Below are 26,147 nucleotides of genomic sequence, written 5' to 3'. Positions count from 1 at the left end.
AGGTGATCGCTGCATTATAAGAGAGGAAAATAGATGTTGGATCAATGGATCATTTACTTACTGCTCATAAACAGTATCGGCTTTTTGATGGTTGGTTTGCAGAAATGGTTGAAAAAAGAATCCATTTCATATTTGCAGCCGATATTGGCATTGCTGGGAGGAACTTTTGGTGTTGTATTGGGCATCGCATGTTTGGAGCGAAAATTAAAAAAATACAATTTGATGGCATATGTATGGGTTGCATGCATAGGACTTCTACAACTGGTTGTATTGTTTCGATCGTTTTTTGTGCAGAAAAGCGTGCATCTTTCATCGATCATTGAATTATTGTGGGGAAAGGATCGTTTGCTCATTTATCTATTGTTTATCAATGTATTTACTTTTCTGCTTTATGGTGTTGATAAATGGAAGGCAAGAAAACAGCGAATGCGAATTCCTAATGCCGTACTGCTCCTTTTTGCATTTCTTGGCGGATCTCTCGGCGGCTTGTCGGCTATGTATGTATTCAGACATAAAACGCAAAAAAGCTATTTTGTAATTGGCTTGCCGGTCATCTTGTGCACACAAATAATGATATTTGTCCTTTTTGCAATGGGATGATCTTCACAAATTATCCCATTGTTTATTGTTTTTTATCATACATGATTCATGTATGATTTTTTTGTGTGCAATTCTGTGCAAAAATTGCACTGAAATGTGAAAACATTTGGCTTTGCTATTTAGAAAGAAACCATATATTTTAGATTTAGGTGATACAGATGAGCGTGGAATTTATAGTCGTAGTCATTTTATTGATCAGTTTTGCTATTGCGCTGCCTTGGATCTTGCGCAGTGTTTTATGGAATCGTGCAATGCGTGCAATGCAAAAAGGAAATGTAAAAAAAGCAAAGAGTATTTTTGAAAGCAGAGCTTTTCTGCTTTTATTTGGAAAGTTTTCCAGTGAATGGAACTTGTTTCGTATCGCAATCGGAGAAGGAAACAAGAAAGAAATCGGAAAACGTACTCGCCGCATCGTAGATGGTGATTTTTCAAAAAAACAAAAGATCATCATTGCGAAAGCTGCTTATTTTTACTATTTGGACCAGTCGAATGAAGAAATGTGCAAAGAGCTGCTGTCAGTCATCCAAGAAAGCAATGATCAAAAAGAAGTAAGACAAAATGAAATGTTATATCGTGTGCTGATTGAAAAAAAGCATGAGGATATCGAATATGTATTGCAGCTGATTGAAGAAGAAAAAGCCAAAAAAGTGAAAGATCCGATCCAATATGGAATCTTGCAGTATATCTTGGGCATCCAGTATTTGTCCATCGGCCAAAAAGAAATGGCAAAAGATGTCTTAAAGAAGGCAAAACAGAATTTGCGTAACACTCCCTATAGTAAAAGAGTAAAAGCATTGTTAATGAACTAAGGAGGATCCCTATGTATTTGAGTTTAGAAAAACGATGTCAAGATATACTGCAGCGTATCATTTTTGCAGGGGGTTATTTAAAAATTCAAGATCTGGCTGATGAAATGGAAGTTTCCAGACGCAGTGTATATTATGATTTGAACAAGATCAATGAATGGTTATTACAACAGGGAATAGAACCTTTTATTGCAGAAAGAAGCAAGGGAATCTTTGCAAATCCGGAACAAGTGCGTTTGATACAAGAAGTATTTAGTGAACTGAAAAATACCAGTTCCTATGTTTTTACGCCAAAAGAACGCTGTCATTGGATCATTTGTTCGATCATCATACGTGATTGTCCGATGTATATTGAACAATTTATGGAATTGTGCCAAGTTTCACGCAATACGATCATCAATGATCTAAAGAATGTGGTGAGCTTTTTAGAACCATATGCATTGACGCTGTCTTATGACATAAAAGAAGGTTATTGGATTGCTGGTGATTCCATCAAGAAGCGTGCCGTTTTTTTTATGCTGTTTTCTTCCCTTTGGGAGTATGAAAAACAAAATAAAAATCATCTCGGCAACAGTGAAAAATTTTCTAGTATCATGGAGAAGCTGCGCTGTATTGAAAAAGAACTGAATGTGGAGTATGCAGAAGGAACATTGCCGGCTTTAGCTATGTTTTTGACAACGGTAGACAAACATCATGAATATTTAGATTTTCAAGATATGGATCAAGAAGAGATCCAGTCTACAAAAGAATACATACTTGCAGACACGTATTTTTCCCATTTAGGGATGGATGAAAAAATATATGTGACTTTGCACCTGTTAGGATCCAGATTGCAAACGATTCCGATCAATGTCATGAATGAGCAAGGAAAGACATATACCTATGCTTCAGATCTGGTAAAAGAGTTTGAAAAAGTGTCCTGTATATATTTTGCACGGCGTGACGAATTGATCCAGGCAATTAATGCGCATTTAAAGACTTCATTGTATCGTTACCGTTACGGTATTCAGTTAGGGAATCCTTTGTTGAAAAGCATTCAGAATGAATATGCAGAATTATTTGAATTGACTAAAAAATCATGCGAAATATTAGGAGAAGGTTTAGGCTGTTTGATATCGGATGCAGAAGTGGCTTATCTGACATTGCATTTTGGAGCGTTTTTAAACGTAGGACAGACGCATGGGAAACAGAAGGCTTTGCGGATTGCCATCATATGTCCAAATGGAATAGGAACCGGAAATATGCTGCGTTCGGAAGTCGCTGCTTTAGTGCCGCAAGCCACAGAGATTCGCAATATACCATTAAGCCAGTATCATGCAGAACATTGTTACGATGTGGTGATTTCTACAGTCGTTTTGGCCAAAGAAAAACGGCTGATCGTTGTGCATCCGATCTTAACGGATCAAGACCGTGTAACTATTTTACGGCATTGCATGTATTCAGAAACCGTACAGCATGTAGATGTGCAAGAAATCGTGCGTTTAGCTGCACAGTATATGCCGATGGAGTATTTAGAAGAATTTCAAAAAGATTTAAATGAGTATTATACAGGCATGCAGATCCATAAAGTGCCACATCGTAATTTTGGAAGGGAATTTACACATTATTTAAAAAACGGACATATCGTCATCTGCGAACAAGAATGTGATTGGAAAACAGCCATTTCTTTGTCTTGTCAGCCTCTTTTAGCAGACGGTTCTATTGATCAGACATATATAGATTCGATCATTCATGATCAGGCACATAGAGGGCTGTCGATGTTTTTAGCAGACGATATTGTTTTAGCACATTCTGCTATTGAAAATGGAGTCCATCATTTGGATGTCGCTTTGACTTTGTTTCAACATCCGGTGACGTTTGTCAATGGGCAGCAGGCAAGAATTATTTTATCGCTGTGCGCGGAGGATCAGACGAAACATATTCGTCTTTTAAAAGATGTTTTAAATATATTTTCAAAGAAGAAAACAAAAGAACATCTGCTTTCTTTGAAGGATCCGAAGGAAGTGTATGCATATCTGAAATCGTATACATTTTCGCAGGAAAACTAAGAATTGCACAAAAAATGGAAAAAGATTGGTCTCGTTTTTACCAATTAGATAGGGTATCGTAAAGATAGAGGAGGAGATAGTACATGTCAAAATTAAAAGAAATATTACAAGAGAAAAATTGTTCCATTCGCCAAAGGGTGAGTGACTGGCAGGAAGCAATCCACGTGGCTTGTCAGCCGTTGATCGAACAAGGATTTTGTAACGAGGAATATATTGATGCAGTTTTTGAGAACACGCAGCAATATGGTCCGTATTATGTCCTCTGTGAAAATCTGGCATTGATTCATGCCAGTAATAAAAAAGGTGTCTTTGGTACACAGATGGCAGTAACCGTATTAAAAGATCCGATCAAGTTTCAATCAGATGGATATGATGTACGGGTCTTGGTTACTTTGGTTGCCAAAGACAGTAATTCCCACATGGAGGGAATCCAGGCTGTATCCGCTATTTTTTCGGATCCAAAGCAGGTACAGTCAATCTTGGATGCAACCAGTGGAAAAGAAATATACAGTTTATTTCTTTCTGCTGCGAGCAACTGCATGCATGAGACTTTATAAGAAAGAGAGGGAAAGGATATCATGCTAGATTTTATTATCAACATATTATCAACACCGGCTATCTTGGTCGGAATAATGTCCCTTCTTGGATTGGTTCTGCAAGGTAAACCGATTGAAGAAGTAGTAAAAGGAACAGTAAAAACGATTGTAGGATTCTTGGTGCTGTCAGCTGGTGCAGGATTTTTACAAACAGGATCATTAAATGCCTTTGGCGAGATCTTCAATTATGCATTTAACATGCAAGGTGTGGTACCGAATAATGAAGCAATCGTATCTTTAGCATTAAATGACTTTGCGACAGATACAGCGTACATCATGTGTTTGGGAATGATCGCTAATATCGTTTTAGCTCGTTTCTCCCGCTGGCATTATATTTTCTTAACAGGTCATCATACATTGTATATGGCATGTATGTTGGCCGTTATCCTGAATGTAGGCGGTCTGGAAGGTGTCTCTTTATGGATCGCAGGCGGATTATTGTTAGGATTCATCATGGTGCTCTCTCCTGCTTATTGTCAGCCGACGATGCGCAAGATCGTGCATACGGATGAATTGGCGTTTGGACATTTTGGCGGAGCTGGATACTGGTTTGCGGCACAATGTGCAAAATTATTCAAAGGCAGCAAATCCACAGAGGAAGTCAATTTCCCGCAAAGACTGACTTTCTTGCGTGATACAACTGTTGCGATCGGTCTGACGATGGTCATCTTTTTCCTGATCGTGACTGGTGTTGCAGTAGCTAGAGGATTCATGAGCGTGGATCCGACATTATATCCAAACTGTGCTAGTTTATTGGTTCCTGGCGAAACAACCGTGCATTGGGCAGTATGGGCAATCACAAGAGGTCTGAGTTTCTCCGGCGGTGTCTATATCATCTTGAGCGGTGTACGTTTGATCGTTGGCGAGATCGTTCCTGCTTTCCGTGGTATCGCAGAAAAATTAGTGCCTGGTGCTGTTCCGGCGATTGACTGTCCGGTTGTCTTCCCTTATGCGCCAAATGCCGTATTGATCGGTTTCTTAGTATCTTTCGTCGGCGGTATCGTTGGTTTGTTTGTATTAGGAATGATCAACTCCAATCTCATGCCGGTTGCACTGATCCTGCCGGGCGTCATTCCGCATTTCTTCTGCGGAGCATCTGCCGGGGTATTCGCTAATGCAGAAGGCGGTTTAAAAGGATGTGTCTTTGGAAGCTTCATGCATGGTCTATTGATCACGTTCTTGCCTGCGATTTGTATGCCGGTCATGGGTTCATTGAACTTCGCCAACTGTACATTCTCTGATGCCGACTTCTCATGGCTGGGTATCTTAACAGGAAATATTGCGCAATTTGTACAAGGATCGGTTCTATTGATCATTTGTGTCATCGTATTCTTGTTGCCGATCATTTATAATTATGTAGCACCAAAGAAAGCAAAAGCAGAAAATAAATAAGAAAAGGGGTTTTAATAAATGGAAATTCGTAATATCTTGTGCTGCTGTGGACAAGGTCTGGGAAGCAGCATGATCGTCAGCATGAACGTAGAACGTGCATTGAAAAAATTAGGTGTCAGCGGTGTTTCGGTTTCACATACTTCATTATCTGAAGCAAGCGAGAATAGTGCGGATTTATTTGTAGTCGGAAAAGATCTGGCACCGCAAATCGCTGGCTGGAACTGCAAAAAGATCTTTTTGGATCAATTATTGGATATGAATGAATTGGAGACAAAATTAAAAGAAGTATTTGGTCTTTAGCATTTAAGAAAAAGTAGGTTTTTGAATGCCTGCTTTTTCTTTGACCTTTTTTACAATCAGGAGGCATGTAAAATGGAACAACAATATGAAAATCTCAAATTATTAGCAAAAAAAATTCGCCTCGATATCTTGGAAATGCTTTATCACAGAGGCTATGGACACTTAGGCGGATCGATGTCGATCGTAGAACTGATGAGTGTCCTGTATGGGAAACAGTTGCATATTGATCCCGCAAACCCGGCAATGGAAGATCGGGACTATGTAGTGCTGTCAAAAGGACATGCAGGACCCGGCTGGTATGCAGCATTAGCGGAGAGCGGATATTTTGACAAGCAGTTGTTATTTACCTTGAATGAGGGACATACGCAATTGCCAAGCCATCCAGACCGTACAAAGACACCGGGAGTAGACATGACCACTGGTTCTTTAGGGCAGGGTTGCAGCAGTGCTGCAGGAATAGCGACAGGTTTAAAACTGAAAAAATCAGATCGCTATGTGTACTTGATCGTCGGTGACGGCGAGTTAGACGAGGGACAATGCTGGGAAGCGTTTCAGTATATAGCAAATTATCGGTTGAATCATTGCATCGTCATCATTGATGAAAACAAGCGGCAGTTAGACGGGTATACGGATCAGATCATGAAACTTTACAACGTGGAAGAAAAGATGAAAGCCTTCGGCTTTTATACACAAAGGGTAAAAGGAAACGATGTTGCCGCCATCGATCAGGCGATAGAAAATGCCAAACAGTGCCATGATCAGGCAGTATGCATCGTGTTGGATACGATCAAAGGACAAGGAATCCCGTTTTTTGAAGAAATGGAATCAAATCATTCCGTGAAATTTTCTGGAGAGAAAATCATAGAAGAGAGCGAGAAAGCAATTGCAGAATTGAAAGAGCAAATTAGAAAGGAGGAATTGCAAGATGCTATCGTTATGTGAAAACCGGTCTGAAAAAGGAAAAGAACTGCGCAGCGTCGTTGTGGATACGTTGCAAGAACTGATGAAAGAGGATGTACAGATCGTCGCTTTGGAAGCGGACTTAGGCGGTGCAAGCAAATTTACAGATATTCAAAAAAGCCACCCAGATCGATTTATCCAATGCGGGATTGCTGAAGCGAATATGGTAGGTGTAGCAGCCGGTTTATCTGTGACGGGCTTTAAACCATTCTTGCATTCATTTGGCCCCTTTGCTACACGCAGGGTTTTTGATCAGATCTTTTTATCGGGTGCCTATGCAAAAAACACATTGAATATCTATGGTTCGGATCCCGGGTTTACAGTAGGACCTAACGGCGGCACACATACGACATGGGAGGATATTGCTTTGATGAGCAGCATTCCAGGTGCCATCATCTGTGATCCAGCAGATGCCGTCCAGTGTGAATGGATCGTCCGCTCGTTTAGCAAAATGGAAGGTATTCATTACTTGCGCGCAAATCGGAAAAATGTTCGAAACGTGTATGCTCCTGGTTCGACTTTTACGATGGGCAAAGGAAATGTGGTCAAAGAAGGAAAAGACGTATTGATCATTACCAGCGGACAGTTATTGTCGGATGCATTGGATTGTGCAGAGAACTTGCAAAAAGAAGGGATCGAATGTGAAGTGATCGATATGTTTTGTGTCAAACCATTAGACAAAGAATTGATCTTGGCACGGGCAAAAGGAAAAAAGGCAATCATCACTTTTGAGAATCACAACATCCATGGCGGGCTTGGCAGCATGGTTGCTGCATTGTTGGCTGAGAAACAAGTAGGAATCCCATTTTTACGACATGGAGTAGAAGAACGTTTTGGTCAGGTGGGAACACCAGAATTTTTACAGGAAGAATTCCGTTTGACCGCAAAAGATCTGGAAAAAACGATTCATATATTGTTAGGAGAAAAGCAAGATGGAAGATAAGAGAAGAGTAATTGCCGGTTATTTTGATCACACGTTGTTAAAGGCATTTGCGACAGAAGAAGATATTGAAAACTTATGCAGAGAAGCAAAAGAAGTGCATACGTATTCTGTATGCGTAAATCCATCTTATGTGGCATTGTGTCATCGTTTGCTTGCAGACAGCGATGTAAAAGTATGCAGCGTGATCGACTTTCCCTTAGGATGCAGTGATCTGGATTCAAAACAATATGAATGTGAACAAGCAATCGCACATGGTGCTGATGAAATTGATTATGTATTGCATATCGGTCGTGTAAAAATGCATGATTGGGACTACATACGATTGGAAATGGAACGCTTGACCGATCTTTGCCATTCAAAAGGAGCCGGCATCAAGGTCATCTTTGAAACTTGTTATTTAAACACTGATGAGATAACACAGCTGACAAAGATTGCAAAAGAAGTAAAACCGGATTTTATCAAAACGAGTACTGGATTTGGTACAGAAGGAGCCACAGTAGAAAATGTAAAACGCATGGTAGAAGAAGCGGATGGCCAGGTCAAGGTTAAGGCATCTGGAGGTATCCGTGATTGGGCTACTTGCAAGGCAATGCTTGATGCAGGTGCCAGCAGGATCGGAGTAAGCGCATCATTAGCTATTTTAGATGAAATAAATACTGAATTAGTTTAAAAGTTACAATAATGTTAGTTGTATAATTTGTAGTAATTCCATATAATGGAAAAGAAGATATAATTCTATAATTGAGAACAAGTATTGAACTATTGTTGTATCTTAGAGAGGTTACGGCTGGTGGAAGTGATCATACAGGTAGTTAAAGAAATCATCTCATAGAAGCGACCTGAATACATAGTAGGGAAGACGGAGTGAAGCCACGTTATCGGTGAGACGTATTGTTAGATACGAAAAGCGCCAATGAGAATTGGAAAAAAGGTGGTACCGCGGTTTATGATCGTCCTTGCAGGGACGATCTTTTTTTTTGTGAGGAGAAATGTATGCAATTATCAAAAAAACAGCTGATCATGGTCAGTTTCATGTTGTTTTCTATGTTTTTTGGAGCGGGTAATTTGATCTTTCCGCCATTTTTAGGACAGAATGCTGGTTCGAATGCAATTTATGCCATCATTGCATTTTTGATCACAGCAGTCTTGTTGCCGGTATTAGGCATTATTGTGGTCGCAAAGTTTAAAGGATTGGATAACCTTTCATCAAAGGTGGGATTTGGATTTGCTTCTATTTATACTGTTTTGATTTACTTGTCGATTGGTCCGGGATTAGGAATTCCGCGTGCTGCGTCGGTTCCATTTGAAATGGCAATTGCCCCCTATCTGCCGAAAGACGCGTCCTTTACCCTTTGGATGTTGGTGTATTCTTTTGTGTTCTTTTTGATTGCTATGTGGTTGGCTTTGACCCCAAATAAATTAGTGAATCGAATGGGAAAATTTTTAACACCGACATTGTTGTTTTTGATCTGCTTATTGTTTATCTCTTTCCTATTGAATGGCCGTATTGATATAGGCGAACCAGTTGGGAAATATGTAGATAATCCAATGGTTGTTGGTTTCTTGGAAGGGTATAATACAATGGATGCGATCGCTGCATTAAACTTTGGCTTGGTTATTTCGTTAACGATTCAAAGTTTTGGTATGAAAGAAAAGAAAGCAGTATTAAGGACAACGACGCGAGCTGCATTGGTGGCCGGTATCATCTTATCTTTGATTTATATCATGCTTGCTTATTTAGGAATGTCCACATCTGGTTTATATCCGATTCAAGAAAATGGAGCGTGGACCCTCCGTTATATCGTGCATGATGTTTTTGGAGATGTGGGAGCAGTTTTGTTAGCTGCCATCTTTACGATTGCCTGTTTAACTACCTGTGTTGGTCTGATAACTTCTATTTCGGAGTTCTTTTCCCGCAGATATCCGCGATTAAAATACAAACAGTATGTATTGATCATTACTTTTGTTTCTTTTCTGATCTGCAATTTAGGTTTGACAACGATCTTAAGCATTTCTTTGCCAATCTTGAATGCGATCTATCCGATATCGATCGTATTGATGCTAATGGGATTATGTGACCGCTGGTTCGCTAAGAACCCATATTTTTATCCGATTGTGATCTATGCTGTTTTATTAGAGAGTGTGTTATCATCTTTAGAAACAGTTGGATTAAAGTTTGGATTCTTTACAGAACTATTTCATCTGCTGCCTTTCTATGACCTTGGTTTAGGATGGCTGATCATTGTCCCAATTGCCTTTTTTGTAGCCTATGGATGTAACAAACTTTTAAAGAAGGCATGAAAAAATATTTTATTAAATCATAGGATACTTTCTTTTATAGGAATATCCTTTTTACTTGCATTAGCAAGATCTAAAACATCTTTGAATCCTGTCTTATAGACAGAAGTATGCAGATGAATGATAAAATGCAGGGTTGTATCATAAAAAACGGGATCCTTCTATAAATGAAGGATCCCGTCTATCATGAGATTTATACTTGTTTATTCTTTGCTTTAACAGCAAGAGCAATGCTCAAGAAAGCAGCGGAAGCTATTGTTCCTGTCAACAGAAGTATCCAGTTAGTGGTTGTTCCTGTATCAACAGTGTTGGGGCTGTTTGTGTTTGCTGTTTCTTCTTTTTTGGCTGTATCGGTTGAACCTTGATTTGTCGTATTTCCATCTTCTTGTTTTGGATGGGTCACTTGAACCAAAATGGTTGCTTCTTTTCCATAGGCATTCTTTACTTTAATTGTTGCATTTCCAGCTTGTAAGCCATGTACATGGCCTTCTTGATCAATGGAGATGATGCTTGGTGCATCGTTTGTCCATGTCAATCCGCTGTTTGTTTCGTCATGGATCTGTACTTTTTTATGTTCGCCTACCTGTAATGCAATTGTCTTGTCCGCAGTGAGTGAAGGAATTATTGTTGCTTCATAATGTGCAGTAATACGGATCGAGTGATCGTTGATCCATTGTACGTCTGTGTGTTTCGCATCTTTCACAAAGGCATTTACAGCAGGAGAGAAGGCATAACCATCTTTTGCTGTGAATGTGATGACGGCCTGGTATCGTTTTCCAAAATCAAAAGTACCTTCTTTCAACTCTGGATTCCAGCGAATCTCTGCTTTTTGGATACCTTCTTCATTAACCTGCAGTTCTTTGACTGGCTTTTGTCCGCCGGCAGGTATCTGGATATTCATAATGGAAATCTTATCGATGGTTGTGGGAGCAAGCACTGGTTTCTCTTTTACTGTGTATTGGAAAGACGAAGACAGTCCATTAAATGAAATCGTTACTGTTTTGATGCCGGCAGTAGAAGTATCCAATGTTGAGATCTGGTATTCCTGCGGCAGCAGTTCTCGTTTGTTTTTTTCATAGTTTGCAAAAACCTGCAGACCTGTAAAATCTGGCTTTTCATTTACGAAACATGTGTTTTTTGCCGGCGGAGTGATTTCTAAGGATAAAAGGTCATTTTGTACAGATTTGGTTTGAATATAAGCTTTTTGTTCGTTTGTATACGTTACAAACAGCTGATCATGAAAACTGGTGACGGCATGATTGCTGCCTGAACGATGTACTTGTGCACCTTCCTGTTCCAAACCGTTTTTGGTGAGTGCATATACATACAGACCTTCTTTTCCATTATTGGAACTCAAGTTTGTCAACACACACAGTGTGTCTTTGGCAATCGTCAGTTTTGGCTGCAGACTGGCAGTATTTAAAGTTGCCTGCTCATTCCATTTCGTTTTGTCAAATCGTTTGACAACAAGAGCAGAAGAGGTGTCCATTGCACTGTATAAATTTCCTTGATAAGAAATCAGGTCAAAGGAACGAGCTTTGCCGGGAGAAGGGATCTCTTTCACTGATCGATGGTCAGCGCTGACTACATATAATACAATTTGATCTTTTTCATTTGCATCTCGTACACCGATAAAAGTCGTTCCCCCATTGAAAACGATCTTTGCATCGCCGCAGAAGCTGGAATGATAGTTTATTTCTTTCCCTAAATCGGATGCAGTAAAAGTGCGATAGAAAGCATCTGTATTTCCCTGAATGTAAACAAGATGCGCCAGATTTCCATTTGCATCTGTTTGTACATCAAAACTGGATACTTCTTGGATATCACGAGGTCCATTCAATTCCTTTAGACTATTTCCATCCCAGAGGATGATATGCAGAAAACTGTTTTCATCTTTATATGCAAATCCAAGTTTCTGGTCGATCACAAATGGTTTCAGATCAACGATTTGATCAGCAAACTGGAAATTTTTCTTTTCTTTCCACTGCTCAGAATCATACTGAAACAGGGTCACGGTATTCTTTTTATATCCCAGCGCCATCAGTTCCCCGTTCATTTCGATCAAAGAGCTGTTAGTGCTGTTTGTGATCTCTGTGTCTTTCCAGACATCATTTTGAGATGCTTCTGGAATGCTGACATCAAACGTCATCGTATCGCCTTTCGCACTGGAAACATTAGAGATGATGATGCCGGAATTGCTGCCGTCGGCAAATGTGATGGCACCGTCATTGATTCCTTGATCCATATCTGGAGAACCCATTTGTGTTCTTCCTGCTTCTTGAGACAAGAATGCATTGTTTAATGTACCTCTTGCACTGCTTGGATTATGTCCATTTTGTCCAAATTGCGGGCGGAAGACATACACACCTTGTTTTCCAAAGTAATTGCTGAAATTTGGTACAGTGGTATTGATACGATATACGATGATGCCGCTGCCGCCAATTGCTGCATCTAAAGAATCTGGATCTGCCGGATTTCCTTTTTCTCTGCGCTCAACTACAAATACTTCATCCGGATTGTTTGGAGATTTCAATACCACGGCTTGTGTACCGCCATTTTCAAAAGAACGCTGCAAGGATACTTGTTGTTGGCTGGCAGTCAAAGTCGGCATGTTTATCCAGCCGCTAATGGCCATCTTTAAATAGGAAAGCGGGGCAGATACATATTTTGAGGAATATGCCATGATATCCCAGTTATTGACTGGCAAAGAGCTGTCTGTTGTATAAAGATCAGGATAACCAAGGGTATGTAAGAACTCATGGCAGATCACACCAGTTTCATCGGATCCGATACGTTCTGTGCTCAACATGTTATAGGAATGAATTTTTTTGTTATCGATCTGTTCTTTTCCATTAAAGGTAGACATGTGCGGATAAAGAGTTGGAAGCGTGCTTACATTGTTTGCGCCATTTCCCAATAAGATCACGGTCACATTGTCCACCATTCCATCTTGATCATAATCGATCATTTGACCGGAGGCAGTGACATTTTGCGTGCCGATGTATTTTAAGATCTCATAATCGATATCTTTTTTTTGGGCGGTTTCTTTGTGAAAAGGCAGTTCCATTGCATTGACTTTCTTTTCAGCAGCATTATACTGCGGGAAAATGTTATGCACAGATAATTGACCATAAGAAACGGCAGAAACATAATTTGTCAAAGATCTTTTGGATGTACCATCATAATAGTCGATGATCTTTTGCGCATTTGTCATAGCAGGATCTTTTTTACTGGTGTCGTTAAAAAATCCTTTCTCTTCTTCATCTTGAAAATAGCAAACAACACGATATTGGCAATATTGTCATTTTTGCCGGCAAGGTTGCTTGCATTGTCAGCAGCGTGTATATAGCCGATCGGCGACATGCAAAACAAGAATGTCAGAATAGTCAGAAATATCGTTTTGGTCTTTTTCATTCGTCGTTCTCCTTTGATATTCTAAAAAAATAGCAGGTTGCATGCTAGTTAGTAAAATCATATCATGCCCATTATTGGGATACAATGAGAATAATGTACCAATAATGTAAGATTGCTGTTGTTAGTTCGCTGTACAGCATTATTTCAATATGTGTCGATCTGCAAACAGATAGAGACAGTTAAGAAATTGTTTAGAATTTTCAACGTATTTCATTTTTAATTGTATCCTACAATAAAAACGAGGTGAGGATATGATCGAGAAAATTGACTGGGTCAAGACAATAAAATATCTGAGCATTCTTGGGACGATAGCTATCTGTTTATTTATCTTTTATCTGGGATGGCAGGATTTTTTTGTTGGTCCGGATCGTTTAGAAGAAAGATTAAGGCAAATGGGTGCCATTGCACCAGTTGCTTTTCTTGCGGTTCAGATCATACAGACGATCATTCCCATTATTCCAGGCGGTGTATCCAGTGCGATCGGCGTCATCGTATTTGGTCCGTTTTATGGATTTATCTATAATTACATTGGTCTATTGATCGGTTCATATATTGCATTTACACTGGTCAAACGTTATGGTAAAACGTTTATGTTGAAAGTAATGGAGCAAAAAACATATGACAAGTATATAGGATGGTTAGAGAAAGGAAAGAAATTTGATCTTTTCTTTGCATTTGCCATTTTGTTGCCGGGCATGCCCGATGATATCTTATGCATGATCTGCGGTTTGACCAATATGCGCACCCGGCGTTTTCTGCTGATCAACATTGTATGCAAACCTTTTGGCTTGCTTTTATACTCGTTTGCCATGAAGGAAGTCTTATTGTTTATGAGCCGTTTGCTCTGATCGCATTGTAAAAGTATAATAATAGAATAAAAGTGAGGATAGAAGGATGAAGTATCATATTTTAGTAGTAGAAGATGAAGAGGGAATTCAAGAAACTGTAAAGATCTTTTTAGAAAATCAAGGATATGTAGTTTCTTTGGCATCCGACGGCTTGGAAGGATTAGAGATATTAAAGAAGGAATCTATCCAATTAGCTATTGTCGATGTCATGATGCCGGTGATGGACGGCATTACCATGGTCATGAAATTGCGGCAGCATTATGACATACCAGTCATTTTTTTAAGTGCGAAATCAGAGGATATCGATAAGATCACGGGATTGAATATCGGTGCGGATGATTATGTCACAAAGCCCTTTGAACCGTTGGAACTGATTGCAAGAGTGAATTCGAACATTCGCCGGTATACGCAGATTTTAAATCTGAAGAGAGGACAAGAAGAGCAAGATGAACCATTCTTGCGTGTGGGGGATCTGGCGTTGGATCAAAATGCAAAAGAGGCAGTCATACGCGGAGAACGGATCCATTTGACAGCAAAAGAATATCAGATCTTGGAACTCCTGATGAAACAGCCGGGAAGGATCTTCTCATCGGATCAGATATATGAACATGTTTGGGGAGAAGATGCAGTCAATACAGAAACGATCATGGTCCACATACGAAAGCTGCGCAAGAAAATAGAAGCAGATCCTCGCAATCCAAAATATATCAAGGTTGTATGGGGCATTGGTTATAAGATGGAAAAGATGTAGGAGAAAGCGCATGAAGAATAAAGGAAAAGTCTTATTTATCATGATTTATGCTGCGGTATTATTGACAATGGGGGCAGTCACGATCACTCTATATGATAATGCAAAAGCGAGCATGACAAAGCAGGTAGATGCCATACAGCATATCTATCAGGAAGAATTTCAAGTATTTACTTTTGATTTAGCAAAAAAAATAGATCCATCGTATGAAACAATCACTTTTTCAGATACTTTGGATGCAAATACAAGAGAGGATGTGCAGCAAGACTTTGCATCTACAAGTACACAGGTGGAATCTTTTTTCAACAATGACAGTGATTTTTTTTATGTTGCTGAAAATCTGGAAGATGCCTCCAGCATAACCAATATTCCTGCAAATGCAGAGATCGATAAAGATGCTTCTGCTTTTTATGTACATATCCGTTTTGATGAAAAGGGAAACTGTACGATCGACGGCGATTTCCAAGATGATTTTTTTTCATCTATTGAATTCAACAGGATCCTTCCATCGCTTCCTTCCTATCTGTATTCGGATATACAAATACAACTGCCTAAAAACATGGATGTTCAATTCATGTTATCGCCGGCAGTGACCTCTTATGAAGGCGTTTCCGGATATGTCAATTCCTGGCAGAATTACAATGCATTCAGCGGTGTCAGTTTTTGTATAGCGGTTTTATTGCTGTGTATATTCTTTCTTTTCTATCCGATTCGGATCGTGAGTGAGGTTGCCCCTTTTCAAACGATCAAGAATTGGAGCTTTGAGATCAATTTAGTGATCTTAAGCAGTCTGGTATCATTGGGATTTGTCATGTCGCTTCTTTGCAGCGGGTATACGATCAATGGACAGTTTCATGCGATCCTGAATGAATATGGAATCCAAAATGAAGATGTGATCTTATATATTTTCAATTTTATCATCTGGCTGTCTACTTATATATTTTTATCATTGGCTATATTTGAAATCAAATACATTTTATTATATGGACCATTTCGTTTTATAAAAGAGCATTCGCTGTTTGGAAGCATTTGTCGTTTTATCAAGAAACAATGGAATAGTATTTTCCAGATAGATCTTCATTCAGATATGACGCGTCATTTGTTGAAATTGATCATGATCAATTTCTTTGTCATGGTATTGATTGGTTTATTTAATTTTTATCTGATGTGGATTGCAGCCCTATGCTATGCAGTCTGGTTATTGCTGTATCTGGATCGGCACATGAAACATATCCAAAAGGATTATCAAAAATTATTAACAGCCATGCGCGGTATCGTTTCAGAAGACTTCGTCAGAGAAACAGATTATGGGATCTTTACTTCCGGTATAGAGGAATTGGAAAAGTTAAATGCGGATTTTGCGGTAGCTGTACAAGAGAAAGTAAAATCAGAGAAAATGAAGACCGAATTGATTTCCAACGTCTCGCATGATTTGAAAACACCGCTTACCTGCATCAAAAATTATATCGTGGTATTGGCAGACGATACATTAAGCGAAGAGAAGCGTCATGAGTATTTAGATAAAGTACAGAAATATGCTGATCGTTTAAAGAATCTGATTGATGATCTGCTGGAAATCAGCAAAGTGGACAGCGGCAATATCCAGTTGGAACGAACTCGTCTCAATATTGTGGATCTGGTGGAACAAGTCTATCTGCAAAGTGAAGAATTGTGGAAAGAGAAACAACTCACGATCATCCGTCGTTACGCAAAGAAAAAAATGGAGTTATTCCTCGACAGCAACAAAACGTATCGCATCTTCGAAAATTTATTATCGAATATCAGTAAATATGCCATGCCGAACAGCCGGGCATATATCAACATAGAACAAGTGGGAGAAACCGTGATGATCGATATCAGCAACATCTCAGAAGAACCAATGAACTTCACAAGCGAAGAAATTATGGAACGTTTTGTTCGCGGGGACAAGTCGCGTTCGAAACAAGGCAGCGGTCTGGGGCTTGCCATTGCCCGCAGCTTTACGGAAGCACAGAACGGAACCTTTGATTTGTCGATTGACTGTGATTTATTTAAAGTGGTCATTGCTTTTCCGATGCAGGAAACAGATGTTGATGAATAGAATGAAAAGGCGCTGTCTAAGTGCCTTTTTTAAGAATTTGTTTTGATTTTGTTTTAAAACGATACCTGATTTTATTCATTTTTCATCTTTATGATAAAGAGTGAAGGAGGGATAGGATGTTGACCTTCATTCTTTCTATCATCTGTTACTGTTTCTTTACGTTCTTTTTTTATCAGTATTTTTATATGATCGATCATAAGTATCGATGGATAAGGGCTTTGCTGGCAATGGTATTTGCTTTTCCCGCATTGGACGTGCACAGTCTGTGTTTCATATTTGAACTGCATTTTATCTTTTTTTCATTATGTATAAAAGGTATTTCATTATTTCGTAAGCGAAACCATTCTTTTCAGAAAAGAAATGTTGTGCTGATTTCTATTTCCCTGCTCTTGACCTTTGCTTGGATTGGATATGGATCTTATAATATGCTGCATATCCAGCGAACTTCGTATCTTGTAGAGACAAAGAAAGAGCTGACGAAAAATTATCGATTTTTATTTTTATCCGATCTGCATTACCCTACGACAATGCAGGCGAGCGATCTAAAGCAATTGACCTCTAGACTAGAAAAGGAGCCGGCAGATATGCTGTTTTTGGGCGGCGATATCATTGATGAATATACTACGGTGAGTGAAATAGAGGAAGTCTTTTCCATTTTGGGAAAGTTAAGCGAAACTATTCCGGTTTATTATGTGTTTGGAAATCATGACCAAGGAAAATACGGCTGGCAGCAGCAGATGTCAAAGACACAATTTAAAAACTGCATTCGATCTTCCGGCATTCAAGTGTTAGAAGATGATGCAGTTTTGTTCAACCAGGAAATATTGATTTTTGGGAGAAAAGAACTCAGTGATCCAACAAGAAGGCAAACGATTCCTTTGACTCATGACGATTTCTATACGATCGTATTGGATCATCAGCCAAAAGATCTGAAAGTCTGTTCTCAGCAATCAGCTGATTTACATCTTTCCGGCCATACACATGCGGGACAGATCTTTCCGTTGTATTATCTATATGAATGGTTTTCTATCAATGAATTGAATGCTGGCCAGGAGCAGATCGGGATGATGACGGCTATCAATTCATCCGGTGCTGCCGGTTGGGGATTTCCGCTACGCACACAAGGAAGCAGTGAATATGTCGTGATCGATCTTGTTGAAAGATCTTAAGCTTTCTTTTTGATTTGAAAGGAAAGAATGAAACCGATGATTGCTAAAATAAATGCAAATGCAAAGCCATAATGCGCGCCTTGCGTAAATGCACTTGCTAGATCTGATCCGTCAGCTAAATAAGCTTGCTGACCGATTCCTAATAGACTTGTAGCGATTGCGGTACATACAGCCCCTAACACTTGCTGCATCGTATTTAGGATCGTGCTGCCATCCGATGAAAGAGCAGGTGGAAGTGAATTCAGCGCAGCTGATTGTGAAGGGGACATGGCAAGAGGAACGCCGATCATCAATAGGATATGACAAAGGATGATATAGAAAATTGGACTTTCTTTTGTCGTCAGCATCAATAAGAGACTGCCGATGATCGATAATAAAAAACCTAGGCGAGCCGGCAGTTTTGCACCGATCTTGTCATAAAGATTTCCGGCAAGCAGGGAAACAAGCGCGTTGACGATTCCGCCAGGCAGCATGATCATACCGGTCATGGCAACAGGCAGCAGCATGCCGTTTTGGATATATTGCGGCAATAAATACATTGTAGATAAAGTGATGCCAAAGTCGATCATGACCAAGATCGAACCGATACGAAATTGTGAAATTTGAAAAGCGCGCAAGTTCAAGACCGGCGTATCAATCTTGCATTGACGATAGATATAAAACAGAATGCAGATAATGCCGATGATCAACAAGGAGATGACAGGCAGAGACAGCCATCCGTATACGCTGGACAGTCCTACACCAACGACCAAACCGCCAAAACCAACACAGGAAGTCAGAAAAGATAAGAAATCGAAAGGTGTTTTGGTCAATTCATAAGGAGAGATCATACATTTCCATGCAAACAGGAAACCGATCAGCAAAATGATCGCAAAGATGAAGAATAACCATCTCCAAGAAAAAGCACCTAAGATGATACCGGATAATGTAGGACCGATGGCAGGAGCAAACATGATGATCAATGCAGTCAGCCCCATCATTGCCCCGATTTTATGCGGAGGGAAGATTTCCAAAACCATGGCAAACATCATTGGCAATAATAATCCGGTTCCGATTCCCTGCAGCATTCTGCCGAATAACAAGATAGCAAAATTGTTTGCCACACCGCTTACGATGCAGCCTATGAAAAAAGCACCTAAAGCAAATAAAGTTAAAGAACGTACAGGAAACCATTTCATCAAGAAACTGACAAAAGGTAATACAAGCCCGATGACCAGCATATAGCCGATGACCATCCACTGCATCAGTGAAGTATCTACAGCAAATGACTGGCTCAGGATCGGCAAGGCAATGTTCAAAGATGTTTCGCTAAACATACCGATAAAAGTTCCTAAATAAAGTCCCATCATGACTAAAAATGGGTGTGCCACAGTTGTTCTGGCTCTGTCAAAAGTAGTCGTATTCATAAAACCCTTCCTTTCATTCGTATCAAATAAAAAAGTGATGTATATGCAAACATAACTTTCGCTACAATTATGTTCTCATAATCATCACTACCATTTTCATTTGATTCAATTGTCAGATAAAAATATCCGCGCTTTATGATATCAAAAAAATAAGGATCATGTAAGAAGAAATTTTATTTTTTGTTTTTAAAACCATCGTTTCTTTTTAAAGTAAAAGACCAATAAAACACAGACAAGGACGCTGACGATGATAAAGACAGGGTATCCGTAAGGACTGTTCAGCTCATGCATATATCTGAAGTTCATGCCATACCAGCCAACCATCAAAGTAAGAGGCAGGAAGATAGCCGTGATCAAAGTAAAGATCTTCATGATATGGTTTTGCTCAATATCAATCTGCGATTGATAAGCCTCCCGCATCTGTGTAACATAATCACGTAAATTAGAGACACTGAGCTGTAAATGATCGATACGATCATGCAGGATCGTCAGTTTGCGTAACGTTTCATCATCAAAATATTTATTTTCATTTTCTAATAAACCGTCAAAAATGACTTGCAATTGATTGTAGTAATGTTTTAGATGCAGCAGTTGTTTACGGAATTTGATGATCTTGTTTAGATAGTCTTTTCTGCTGTCTTGTAAAGCATGATCTTCTGCATTGGTGATCGATGTTTCGTATGCATCGATATATTCCATGTCATTGCCAAGAAGCTCATTAAAAAATAGGCGCAGCAGTTCCAGATGATCTTTTTTTTGATTTTCTGAAAATAATTGCTGATAATGCTGGAGCTGATGCGTATCTTCGATAAAGAGCAAGAGATCCTGTCCATTAAGAAAAATAGAAATCTTTTTTAATGTTTTAGCTTTGCTTTTTAGGTTATACCAAGTAAAGCTCATGATGACATAGGTATCATAAGCCTCAAATACCGTAGCTGAATGTTTTGATAAATGTTGATTGATGATGGATAAGATCGCAGGGTCAATCTGTGGATCCTTACATGGTTCGTATTTGTATATGCTGTTCATAACAGATCACTTTCCTTTACCTGTAATATAACATAAAAAGATACGCTGTATGGTGTATTTTCGAATAAAAGCGATATCTGGTTTGCAGTAGCAGAAAAAAAGCGTATGCTAGATATAGGAACAATAGAAAGAACTGAAGAAGAATTATGAAATACATCGTTTTGATTGGTTATGTGTTTGCTCTATTATGTTTTGTATCCAGTATATTCATTTTGATGATAGGTGCACAGGATCTGGGAATTGTCTGTTTTTTCATTGGTTTTTGTATTGCAGTCGTTGCACGGATATTAGAGTCCTTGTTGCATTAGAACGCTTCATGAGTGATGAAAGCATTTCAATACGTTATAATAGACATATTAGAAGTACAGGAGAGTGAATAGAATGCGAAAAGTTGATTTATTATTTCCAGGGGGAAAACAGAAGGCCTTAACATTCAGTTTTGATGATGGGGTCACGCAGGATGGCAGACTGATGGATTTATTCAAACGATATCATATGAAAGCAACATTTAATCTAAATTCCGGTTGCTTTGGCGAGAAACATGCACCGACAAAAGAAAAGCCGATTGCACACAACCGTTATGAAGAGGCAGAAATCAAAGAACGATATACAGGTTTTGAAATAGCAGTGCATGGCTATCAGCATATTCGTTTAAGCAGCGTTCCTTCTACTGTGCAAACATATGAATTAGCGTTTGATAAATATCATTTAGAGAAAATACTGGATCAACGGATCTTAGGCGCAGCCTATGCGTATGGTACGTATAATGCGGATACTTTAAAAATCATGGATCTTTTGGATCTAGAGTATGGAAGGACCACCGTATCATCACATACCTTTCTTTTTCCTGAAGATTTCCGCCAATGGCATCCGACCTGTCATTTTTTAGAGACCTCTATAGACGAGCTGATTACAAAATTTTTAGAAAAAAATACGAAGCGGGAACCATTCAAGATCTTTTATATCTGGGGACATTCTTTTGAACTGGATATTGATGATCGCTGGGAATTTTTTGAGAAGAAACTGCAAAGACTGGCAGATCAAGAAGATATATGGTATGCGACGAATGGAGAGATCGTACGATATAAAAAATGTTTTGATCAGTTAAAATATTCGATGGATGGAAGCAAAATCTATAATGAAAGCAATCAGGACATCTGGATCGATGTAGATGGAAAAATATATCGTATAAAAGCTGGCGATGCTGTAATAGCGGCAGATTAGCAACAAAAAAGGCAAGAATGATCTTGTCTTTTTTTAATTTGATTTAGTGTGCTTGTTCTTCTTTGCGCAGTTGATTGACAACCGTATCTTTGATCTGTACGGTTTGCTGCAAGTCTTTAATTTTTTCTGCAAATTGCGGCAAATATCGTTGATGTGCTACTAATAATTCGTCCATTACACGTTTTGCACTTTCTCCCATGGGAATCAACGGATTTAATGCAAATGCTTCCATTAACAGCCCGTAGTTTCCGCTAACTGCAGCTGCAATGGTACATTCTTCCATGGCTTTCATACATTGCAGCCATCCACGCTGTGCACTAGGCAGTTTTCCAAAAGCCAGGGGCGTAGCTCCTTTTCCTGATAGGATACAGCTGACTTCTACGATGGCATCTTCAGGCAGTTCAGGAATGGCTCCGTGATTTTGCGTGCTGACGACCATGGTGATTTTTTTATTATTGTAAATGGCATTGATACACTCGCAGGCCGCATCACTGTAATAGGTTCCTCCGCGTTTTGCAAGTGCTTCTGGTTTGTGATCAAGGTTTGGGTCTTTATATAATTCAAATAGTTGTGCTTCTGTTTCTTTTACCTGTTCGCCTCTGGTGCCTATGGTATGCATTTCTTCCATACAATGTGCCAGCATTTCTTCCTGGCGGTAATAATAGCGATGATATCCGCAAGGAATCATTTTCATTTCTTCTATTTGTTCTTGAAAGAAAGGCACATTATTGATATTCGCCGGCAACCCTACATCTTTTCCATCGAACATTGCATCGATGATCTGCTGTGTCAGTTCAGTTCCATCTTTATCATACACTTTGTGCCAGTGGAAATGATTCAGTCCAGCAAATTGATAGATAAGATCTTCTTTTTTTCGGCCTAAGACTTCCGGTTCTTTCATCATTGAAATGACAGGTACATTGCATAAACCAATGCAGCGGTCCCATTTTCCATAACGAATGACTGCTTCCGTGATCATACCACTTGGATTTGTAAAATTGATCAGCCAGGCATTTGGACACAGTTCTTTCATATCTTTCACAATATCCAACATCACCGGGATCGTACGCAAAGCTTTAAAGATGCCGCCTGCTCCATTTGTTTCTTGTCCTATCATGCCATAGGACAGGGGAATGCGCTCATCTTTGATTCTTGCGTTTAGAAAACCAACGCGAAATTGAGTGGTGACAAAGTCTGCGTCTTTTAATGCTTCTCTGCGGTCGAAAGTTGCATAAATCTCTACATCATGTCCAGCTGCTTTCCACATGCGTCGAGCCATTTGAAGATCGATTTCCACTTTTTCTTTTCCGCCTTCCACATCTACAAGCCAAATTTCACGAATGGGAAGTTCGTCATACCGTTTGATAAATCCTTCCATTAATTCCGGTGTATAACTGCTGCCTCCGCCAATCGTTACGATTTTGATTCCTTTATTCATTTCTGCTCTCCTCTTTTCTTGTTTGACATCACTACCTTAAATCTACATGATCCTCCTGACAAGAAATAACGGGAAGAGAGATACTTTGTTTTAAAAAAAATAAAAAAAGCATCAAATTTTTGACACTTTTTGAAACGCTAAGGCTCGCGGTCATCCATATAGTCAATGAATTGTTCCACAAACGCACGATTTTTCTGCCAGTCGATGCGAAAGATGCAGCTGTACAGGACATCCATCATATATTGCATGGCGATATGGGATGAAAATTGTGAAATGCGATCTCGTAAATTTTCTAGATTGCTGATGCCTAGATGGTAAGAAATAAGCGCGGGATAATGATTGCTGTTGATCTTGCCAATTTGGATGACGGGGATATTTTTTTCTTTTAATTTTTGCAAGATCGTTAAGATCCAGGATGCTTTGCCTGAATAAGACAAGATGATCGCAATATGCCTGCTGTCGCTGGTCAAAACATTGAGGCGCTGGTCATAAAAGTTTTCGATACAATTGACCCGTTTTCCAATCGTTAACATTTTATCTTTAAAATTCTGTGCAATGTGAAAATTATGCGCATGCGCATAAATATCGATGACTTCCGCATCATTCAACAATTTTGCTATTGTTTGCAAAACACTATAATCGATGCAGGAACAGGTGTCCTGGATGGTGATCGTATATAGTTCAATTAATTTGTTTGCTATCTCTTTGGATGAATCATAGATTGAAAAGGGAAAATTGACATTGATCATATGGTTGGATCGTATCTTTTCATTCATTTCTTGTGCCAATTGTACTTTAAGTTCATTGAATCCATTAAAACCTATTTTTTTACAAAATCGTAAGACAGCTGATTTTGAAATGTGCAGCTGTTCAGAAATATCTTGTATGGTCATGTGGATGACTTCATCAGGGCGGGAACAGATAAATTTCGCAATGGTGGCTTCTACAGGTGTTAGATTTTTGCATTGTGCAATAGCTTTTTCTATGGTCATTGGCAGATCCTTTCCTTATGCAGTGACATGTTCTTTGTAAGCATTATAGTATGTCAGTACAATGGGATCCAATATCTTTGGATGACCGCACCATCTTCCGTTACTTCATTCTCTAAAATTCCGCCATTATGAATGATCGATCTTGCTGAACCGATATTATCTTTATCGCAAACGATCAATACCTGATCCATCCCAAGTTTCTTGCATTCTTCTAAAGCCAGCCCGATCATTTTAGTAGCATATCCTTTTCTTCTCTCAGAAGGCCGTATGCCATCACCAATGTGACCGCCATAAGTTGATAAATAATCATTTAAATAGTGTCTGATCTGAATGGCCCCTACGATCACATTTCTTTCTTCATCCAAACAAAAGAAGACAGAGTCAGGAACGAGTCCATCTTTTGAACTCGTTATTTCAAGATGCTTTAAGTAATAGTCAAAATCTTGATAATCATTTTTAAATATGGCCCATGGGGAATGATTGGTGTCATGTGTAGCATTATATGCTTTCCATTCTCTAAGCATGGCAATGATTTGATCTTTATAGAAATAACTGCCTTTTATTAATTTCAATGTCATACATTACCTCCAATCCGATATGCGTACATTTTTATAAATAATGTCAGTTTCCGGTTTTAACATAGATCCTGCTGAATGTATTATAGTATTTCGATCTTTCATAATCAAATGATGAATACGTATTTTCTTCCCCGTCCGCTGTATACCATTCAAAGAAACAAGGAACACTTGATTCCCGAGGCAGATGCATCAGAGCAAATACATCAACGAGGAAAAACTAAAAAGACGATGTTTCAGCATTGATTCTGCCGAAAATCGTCCTTTTGCATAGGATCATTTCTTCGAATTCAATTTGTTTCTTGATAGCTGCATGATAATATCGACAGCAAAAATACCGATATAAAGAAATCCGACGATCCTGGCGGTATCATATAAATAAAAACTAGTGATTGGATTTTGTCCAATTCGCAAAGAAGGGAAGAACCATCCAATGGTAAAAACTGCAAAAATGATGAGATGTATTATTTCTAAAAATAGTTGTTCTCTTTTGCCTAACCTATTTTTCATAAAGATACACCATCCAAAAAGAAGGCCTAAAATAAGATATACGAGAGGTATTGTCCATTCGATTGCTCTATTTCCTTGTGTATATTGTTCAAAAACAAAACTCATTATGTATTGATAGAGCAGTGTGATATAAGGAAAGATAATAAATAATACAGAAAAGGACTTTTTCATCATCATACCCCCTTTAAAAGACTTTTATTTCTATTTAAAGCATAGCACGAAAATTTATTATTTGTGAGTCTAGGATTGGAAGGGAACTATATGCTATTATGAAATAAGGAGATGTTTCTGCAAAAAGAAGTATTATTTTTTTGTAAATTGATCATATGCTATTCTCTGTAGCTAGTGCAGCAAAACAGTTTTTAAGTGTTTAATTGAAAAGATATTGATTGACAAACTTCAGAGGCATGTATATACTAAATACATCAAATAATTTTGATGTGAGGATGCATATATGGACAAGTATGAAAAAGACGCAAAAGTATTTAAAGCTTTTTGTGATACCAAACGACTGCGTATCATTGATTTATTGACGCAAGGAGAGCGCTGTGCCTGTGTTTTGATGGAAGAAATGGGAATGGCGCAATCGGCCTTGTCTTATCATATGAAGATCTTGTGTGAAGCGGGTATCGTAAAAGCAAGACCGGATGGGAAATGGGTCCATTATTCGTTAGATGAGGCGGGTATCCGATCCGCTTCTGATCGCATCTTACAGATTACAGCACCTAAATCAGAAATGAGCTGTCATTGCAATAATAAAAGATAAGTCAT

At 38.9% G+C, this 26,147-nt stretch carries 25 protein-coding genes and 1 other annotated feature; of the genes, 17 read left to right on the top strand and 8 right to left on the bottom strand.

Annotation, left to right across the window (positions count from 1 at the left end; all coding sequences use genetic code 11):
• Positions 1-33: 33 nt before the first annotated feature.
• The 10 genes from BQ9859_RS11760 (at position 34) to brnQ (ending at position 9,946) form a co-directional block, all read left to right on the top strand.
• Positions 34-600: a DUF1294 domain-containing protein gene (locus BQ9859_RS11760; protein WP_202613494.1), complete on the top strand. Its 567-nt coding sequence runs from the start codon at positions 34-36 to the stop codon at positions 598-600.
• Between the two features lie 158 nt (positions 601-758).
• Positions 759-1,409 carry a hypothetical protein gene (locus tag BQ9859_RS11755; RefSeq protein ID WP_075878344.1) on the top strand — a complete coding sequence of 217 codons (651 nt, stop codon included), beginning with the start codon at positions 759-761 and terminating at the stop codon, positions 1,407-1,409.
• A gap of 11 nt (positions 1,410-1,420) precedes the next feature.
• A complete protein-coding gene (locus BQ9859_RS11750; RefSeq protein ID WP_235846443.1) occupies positions 1,421-3,454 on the top strand; it encodes a BglG family transcription antiterminator in 2,034 nt (677 codons plus the stop codon).
• Between the two features lie 83 nt (positions 3,455-3,537).
• Positions 3,538-4,011 carry a PTS sugar transporter subunit IIA gene (locus tag BQ9859_RS11745; protein WP_075878342.1) on the top strand — a complete coding sequence of 158 codons (474 nt, stop codon included), beginning with the start codon at positions 3,538-3,540 and terminating at the stop codon, positions 4,009-4,011.
• A 21-nt stretch (positions 4,012-4,032) separates the two neighbouring features.
• On the top strand, positions 4,033-5,442 hold the full coding sequence (locus BQ9859_RS11740; protein WP_075878341.1) for a PTS ascorbate transporter subunit IIC: 1,410 nt from the start codon (positions 4,033-4,035) through the stop codon (positions 5,440-5,442).
• A gap of 18 nt (positions 5,443-5,460) precedes the next feature.
• On the top strand, positions 5,461-5,742 hold the full coding sequence (locus BQ9859_RS11735) for a PTS sugar transporter subunit IIB (protein ID WP_075878340.1): 282 nt from the start codon (positions 5,461-5,463) through the stop codon (positions 5,740-5,742).
• Between the two features lie 72 nt (positions 5,743-5,814).
• A complete protein-coding gene (locus tag BQ9859_RS11730) occupies positions 5,815-6,684 on the top strand; it encodes a transketolase (RefSeq protein WP_075878339.1) in 870 nt (289 codons plus the stop codon).
• Positions 6,668-7,645 carry a transketolase family protein gene (locus BQ9859_RS11725; RefSeq protein WP_075878338.1) on the top strand — a complete coding sequence of 326 codons (978 nt, stop codon included), beginning with the start codon at positions 6,668-6,670 and terminating at the stop codon, positions 7,643-7,645. The genes BQ9859_RS11730 and BQ9859_RS11725 overlap by 17 nt, the downstream gene beginning before the upstream one ends.
• Complete coding sequence (gene deoC / locus BQ9859_RS11720) at positions 7,635-8,315, top strand: deoxyribose-phosphate aldolase (RefSeq protein ID WP_075878337.1); 681 nt, start codon at positions 7,635-7,637, stop codon at positions 8,313-8,315. Before BQ9859_RS11725 ends, deoC begins: the two co-directional genes overlap by 11 nt.
• A 58-nt stretch (positions 8,316-8,373) precedes the next feature.
• Positions 8,374-8,606: a binding site (T-box leader), on the top strand.
• Positions 8,607-8,638: 32 nt separating this feature from the next.
• A complete protein-coding gene (brnQ, locus tag BQ9859_RS11715; RefSeq protein ID WP_075878336.1) occupies positions 8,639-9,946 on the top strand; it encodes a branched-chain amino acid transport system II carrier protein in 1,308 nt (435 codons plus the stop codon).
• A 190-nt stretch (positions 9,947-10,136) separates the two neighbouring features.
• On the opposite strand, the gene BQ9859_RS11710 is transcribed toward brnQ, so the two are convergent.
• Positions 10,137-13,157 (bottom strand): bacterial Ig-like domain-containing protein, encoded by a 3,021-nt coding sequence (locus BQ9859_RS11710; protein ID WP_075878335.1) that lies wholly within the window; start codon positions 13,155-13,157, stop codon positions 10,137-10,139.
• Positions 13,154-13,357, bottom strand: a complete 204-nt coding sequence (locus BQ9859_RS11705; protein ID WP_075878334.1) for a hypothetical protein — start codon at positions 13,355-13,357, stop codon at positions 13,154-13,156. The genes BQ9859_RS11710 and BQ9859_RS11705 overlap by 4 nt, the downstream gene beginning before the upstream one ends.
• A gap of 251 nt (positions 13,358-13,608) precedes the next feature.
• Between BQ9859_RS11705 and BQ9859_RS11700 the strand changes: the two genes are divergently transcribed.
• The 4 genes from BQ9859_RS11700 (at position 13,609) to BQ9859_RS11685 (ending at position 18,202) form a co-directional block, all read left to right on the top strand.
• Positions 13,609-14,205, top strand: a complete 597-nt coding sequence (locus tag BQ9859_RS11700) for a TVP38/TMEM64 family protein (RefSeq protein ID WP_075878333.1) — start codon at positions 13,609-13,611, stop codon at positions 14,203-14,205.
• Between the two features lie 46 nt (positions 14,206-14,251).
• A complete protein-coding gene (locus BQ9859_RS11695) occupies positions 14,252-14,956 on the top strand; it encodes a response regulator transcription factor (RefSeq protein WP_075878332.1) in 705 nt (234 codons plus the stop codon).
• 10 nt (positions 14,957-14,966) lie between these two features.
• Complete coding sequence (locus BQ9859_RS11690; protein ID WP_075878331.1) at positions 14,967-17,033, top strand: sensor histidine kinase; 2,067 nt, start codon at positions 14,967-14,969, stop codon at positions 17,031-17,033.
• Between the two features lie 116 nt (positions 17,034-17,149).
• Positions 17,150-18,202 carry a metallophosphoesterase gene (locus BQ9859_RS11685; RefSeq protein ID WP_075878330.1) on the top strand — a complete coding sequence of 351 codons (1,053 nt, stop codon included), beginning with the start codon at positions 17,150-17,152 and terminating at the stop codon, positions 18,200-18,202.
• On the opposite strand, the gene BQ9859_RS11680 is transcribed toward BQ9859_RS11685, so the two are convergent.
• Positions 18,199-19,608 carry a DHA2 family efflux MFS transporter permease subunit gene (locus BQ9859_RS11680; RefSeq protein ID WP_075878329.1) on the bottom strand — a complete coding sequence of 470 codons (1,410 nt, stop codon included), beginning with the start codon at positions 19,606-19,608 and terminating at the stop codon, positions 18,199-18,201. The genes BQ9859_RS11685 and BQ9859_RS11680 overlap by 4 nt on opposite strands.
• A gap of 186 nt (positions 19,609-19,794) precedes the next feature.
• Entirely contained in the window at positions 19,795-20,637 is an 843-nt protein-coding gene (locus BQ9859_RS11675; RefSeq protein WP_075878328.1) for a magnesium transporter CorA family protein, read from the bottom strand.
• A 146-nt stretch (positions 20,638-20,783) separates the two neighbouring features.
• On the opposite strand from BQ9859_RS11675, the gene BQ9859_RS12490 reads away from it, so the two are divergent.
• Positions 20,784-20,945: a hypothetical protein gene (locus BQ9859_RS12490; protein ID WP_154666067.1), complete on the top strand. Its 162-nt coding sequence runs from the start codon at positions 20,784-20,786 to the stop codon at positions 20,943-20,945.
• Positions 20,946-21,018: 73 nt separating this feature from the next.
• Entirely contained in the window at positions 21,019-21,861 is an 843-nt protein-coding gene (locus BQ9859_RS11670) for a polysaccharide deacetylase family protein (protein WP_075878327.1), read from the top strand.
• Positions 21,862-21,904: 43 nt separating this feature from the next.
• Here BQ9859_RS11670 and BQ9859_RS11665 read toward each other — a convergent pair whose 3' ends face one another.
• The 4 genes from BQ9859_RS11665 to BQ9859_RS12395 form a co-directional block, all read right to left on the bottom strand.
• Positions 21,905-23,299, bottom strand: coding sequence for a 6-phospho-beta-glucosidase (locus BQ9859_RS11665; protein WP_075878326.1), 1,395 nt, complete (start codon positions 23,297-23,299; stop codon positions 21,905-21,907).
• A gap of 137 nt (positions 23,300-23,436) precedes the next feature.
• On the bottom strand, positions 23,437-24,291 hold the full coding sequence (locus BQ9859_RS11660) for a MurR/RpiR family transcriptional regulator (RefSeq protein ID WP_075878325.1): 855 nt from the start codon (positions 24,289-24,291) through the stop codon (positions 23,437-23,439).
• Between the two features lie 53 nt (positions 24,292-24,344).
• Complete coding sequence (locus BQ9859_RS11655; RefSeq protein WP_075878324.1) at positions 24,345-24,869, bottom strand: GNAT family N-acetyltransferase; 525 nt, start codon at positions 24,867-24,869, stop codon at positions 24,345-24,347.
• 273 nt (positions 24,870-25,142) lie between these two features.
• Positions 25,143-25,376, bottom strand: a complete 234-nt coding sequence (locus BQ9859_RS12395; protein WP_143404435.1) for a hypothetical protein — start codon at positions 25,374-25,376, stop codon at positions 25,143-25,145.
• A 454-nt stretch (positions 25,377-25,830) separates the two neighbouring features.
• Between BQ9859_RS12395 and BQ9859_RS11645 the strand changes: the two genes are divergently transcribed.
• Positions 25,831-26,142 carry an ArsR/SmtB family transcription factor gene (locus BQ9859_RS11645; protein WP_075878322.1) on the top strand — a complete coding sequence of 104 codons (312 nt, stop codon included), beginning with the start codon at positions 25,831-25,833 and terminating at the stop codon, positions 26,140-26,142.
• Positions 26,143-26,147 lie beyond the last annotated feature (5 nt).

It is taken from the genome of Merdibacter massiliensis (assembly GCF_900155395.1).
GTDB lineage: Bacteria > Bacillota_I > Bacilli_A > Erysipelotrichales > Erysipelotrichaceae > Merdibacter > Merdibacter massiliensis.
The sequence above is the reverse complement of the archived record's forward strand: the minus strand, read 5'-3'. Positions and strand labels throughout refer to the sequence as shown.